Source organism: Methanosarcina sp. A14 (assembly GCF_001729375.1).
Taxonomy (GTDB): Archaea; Halobacteriota; Methanosarcinia; order Methanosarcinales; family Methanosarcinaceae; genus Methanosarcina; species Methanosarcina barkeri.
Window position 1 is genome coordinate 1 of the sequence record NZ_LZPK01000312.1, and the last position, 2,877, is coordinate 2,877.

The 2,877-nt window shown below is 40.3% G+C and carries 3 protein-coding genes; all 3 read right to left on the bottom strand.

Going from position 1 to position 2,877, the window contains the following annotated elements; translation table 11 throughout:
• Positions 1-236: 236 nt before the first annotated feature.
• On the bottom strand, positions 237-908 hold the full coding sequence (locus A9239_RS13770; RefSeq protein WP_048118179.1) for a diphthine--ammonia ligase: 672 nt from the start codon (positions 906-908) through the stop codon (positions 237-239).
• A gap of 110 nt (positions 909-1,018) precedes the next feature.
• A complete protein-coding gene (locus A9239_RS13775; protein WP_048155254.1) occupies positions 1,019-1,918 on the bottom strand; it encodes a carbohydrate kinase family protein in 900 nt (299 codons plus the stop codon).
• Between the two features lie 264 nt (positions 1,919-2,182).
• The gene (locus A9239_RS13780; RefSeq protein ID WP_048118183.1) at positions 2,183-2,572 is read right to left on the bottom strand and encodes a DUF555 domain-containing protein; all 390 of its coding nucleotides are present in this window, start codon (positions 2,570-2,572) and stop codon (positions 2,183-2,185) included.
• Between the last annotated feature and the right edge of the window lie 305 nt (positions 2,573-2,877).

A 2,877-nucleotide genomic window follows, 5' to 3' on the forward strand; every position in this document is an offset into this window, starting at 1 on the left:
CAAAAGATAGAGATAAAAAGAGAAAAATAAAAGAATAAAAAGTGAAAAAATAAAGAAAAAAAAGTGAAAAATTAAAGAATAAAAAGTGAAAAATTAAAGAATAAAAAGTGAAAAATGAAAAAATCCAAATAAAAATATCATTTTTTAAAGAATTGTAGCGCTTATAGCGCTTCTAAATGAAATAAATAAAACCCGTCTTCGGGATTAACCTGTTTTTCAGGAAGCCTTTTTCATAATCAATTTTTATCAACAAGTTTTGCTTCCAGGATCTTTAAGGAGCCAGTGTCACCCTGCCATTCAACTTCACTTTTTACAATCTCAATCCGCTTTTTAAAAAAGGGAGCATCAAGCACAACAGTTTCATATTCTCCACCTTCTCCGGCCATGTGAACCATGTACCGCTTGTTCAGGGCTTTGAGATGTTCGATTGAATTTACATTAATAGGGCGACCAAGCCAGGACTCGTCGAGGCCGTCAGCTGCGACCCTTACAATACGGATATCAAGTACTTTTGACATCTCATTGAGCAATTCTTCAGGGTCCCTGTGCCAGAGAGGAGTATAGACCTTAAGCCCCAGGGAATCGCAGATCTTCTTCACCCTACCTGCCTGGTACTGGGACTCAATCGCACCTACGGATACACCGTCTACATCTACTTTCTTGAGAGCAAGGGTCAGGTCATCCAGTTCAAGTTCCTTTATTCCGCTTGACTCTTGCTGAACCAGGGGGATTTCACAGGCGGCAGAGATTAGTTCTACCATGTGGAGGTTGACGGAATGATACATGTAAGAATCGTCCCTTGCGGGAACAATATTAATCAGGTGGGTGACTTCATGCCCTTCCTGGAGGGCTTTATATATGGCAAAAATCGAGTCCTTGCCACCGGAAACCAGTGCTGCGAGTTTCATCTGCATCCCTTTTTGTTTTACTGTACGTTGAGGGTTATAATGCGTGGATCATTAAGTAATATTTTATATATCTTTTGACTTTTGATCATGCTTCTTCTGCATTTGCAATTTCAGCACTCTTTCTCAAGCCTGCCAAAATTAGCTTCATAACGGGCTTTCATTTCCTCCCAGGTTGGAAGGTCTGTCTGGCAACCTTGTGCCTGTACAGCAAAAGAAGCTACTGTAGACCCAATTTTCCCGCAGGTGGAAAGCGGGTATCCTCTTGTGAGGGCAAGAAGGAAACCTGCCCTGTAAGCATCTCCTGCTCCGGTGGGATCTACAGCCTGGACAGAAATTACAGGAATTAAAAATTCATCATTATCTGTATAGATCCTGCTGCCCTTGGAATCGTATGTGACCACAATAATGTCGATCATCGCTTTGAGTTCAGAGAAACTTTTTCCGGTCATCTCTGAAACTCGCCTTATCTCGTGTCGGTTCGCAAAAAGGATGTCAGTATGAGCGAGTATGAGTTCAAGATTTTCTTTCGAATACGTAACAAGATCCTGGCCCGGGTCAAAGGAGACGAAGCCGGCAATTTGTGCGAGTTTCGCGTTATACACCGAGTCAGCGGTTGCAAGATGAACGAAATCTACAGGTTCGGGTTCCAATTCCTTGAATTTTGAAGAAGCTCCCCAGTAAAAATAGGTTGTCTGGTTGTCTTCCCTGTCAGTGAAAATAAAGGCTTTAGAAATTTTCTGGTCCTTAATTCTATAAAGACGGGAGAGGTCAACATTCGCTTCCGTAAGGAGTTTTTCATATCCCGAACTTATAAAATCCGAACCTACAGGGGAAATCAGCTGGCTCTTTCCTCCCAGCTTTGCAATGGCAACCGCAATATTGGCAGCTCCTCCGCCAGGATATTCTTCATAGTCAATGACAGGAGATGACTCGTTTTTTCCTGCGATTCTTTCAACATCTACAATGTAATCAAGGGCAGTGTGCCCTACGATTGAAATTACTCTGTCCATGTAGTGTCCTCTTTTTTCATGGGTTGTGAAAAAGCCCGGCTCTTTGCGCCGGATAAAACTCTAAAAAACAAGTCTGAAGAAGAGATAAAACTTGCTTTTTTACCGGGTTTTTATCAATGATGTGACTCTTTTCTCACCAAATGTCTCTTTTCTCACCAAATATCTCTTTTCAGCCCTTGGAAAGTCAAATCTGAACAAAACCTAGAGGCATAACTAGCCGTAGCATAATGTCTTATTCTGTCTAATAGGTCCTGGGAAAAACTTTTATTTGCTTGTTTTGCTCTTATGCTGCTGTTCGCTCTTCTCAACTGACCTTTCGAATTCGGTGACTTCAACGACTGTTAGAGGAATATCGCGGAGAGACTTTCCAATCACGGATTTTGCAATCCTTTCCGCATGTTCGGCAGACTCAGCATCAAAAACCTTCATCTCAAAAATAAGACCTACAAGAGCGGTGTTTGCTGCTATGAAAACACTGCTAAAGGGCTCACCACATACCGGACAGGATGTAGTTCCTACGTCAACCTCTACAAAATCCAGTTTAGGATTCAGGCGTTTTCCAGCTTCTGAAATTGCGACTCCTATAGCATCATCAGCCGTCTTCACATCTCTAACCAACCAAGCTGCTTCAAGTACCACATGGAAGTTTTTCATTATTGTCCACCATTATTATTCTGTTATGCACGTTTTTTAAGAAGATATCCCGATCGGGAAAAGTTTTCACAGAATCTAAAGAATAGAATAAAGTATATAAAATTGTTTCTGCTTCAAATAAATAGTATTATATTTGATTTTATATGGTTTTTCAGTTAAGTTTTTAATTCTCAGTCTTGCAACTTTAATCCTTTTAACTGAGGCATCTATGCTTTTTCCCAGACTCAAGTTCAGGCATTTTTAATTTTCTTATATTATATTTTATTTGCCTTTAGTTATTCTTCTATAGTTATTCTTCTATAGTT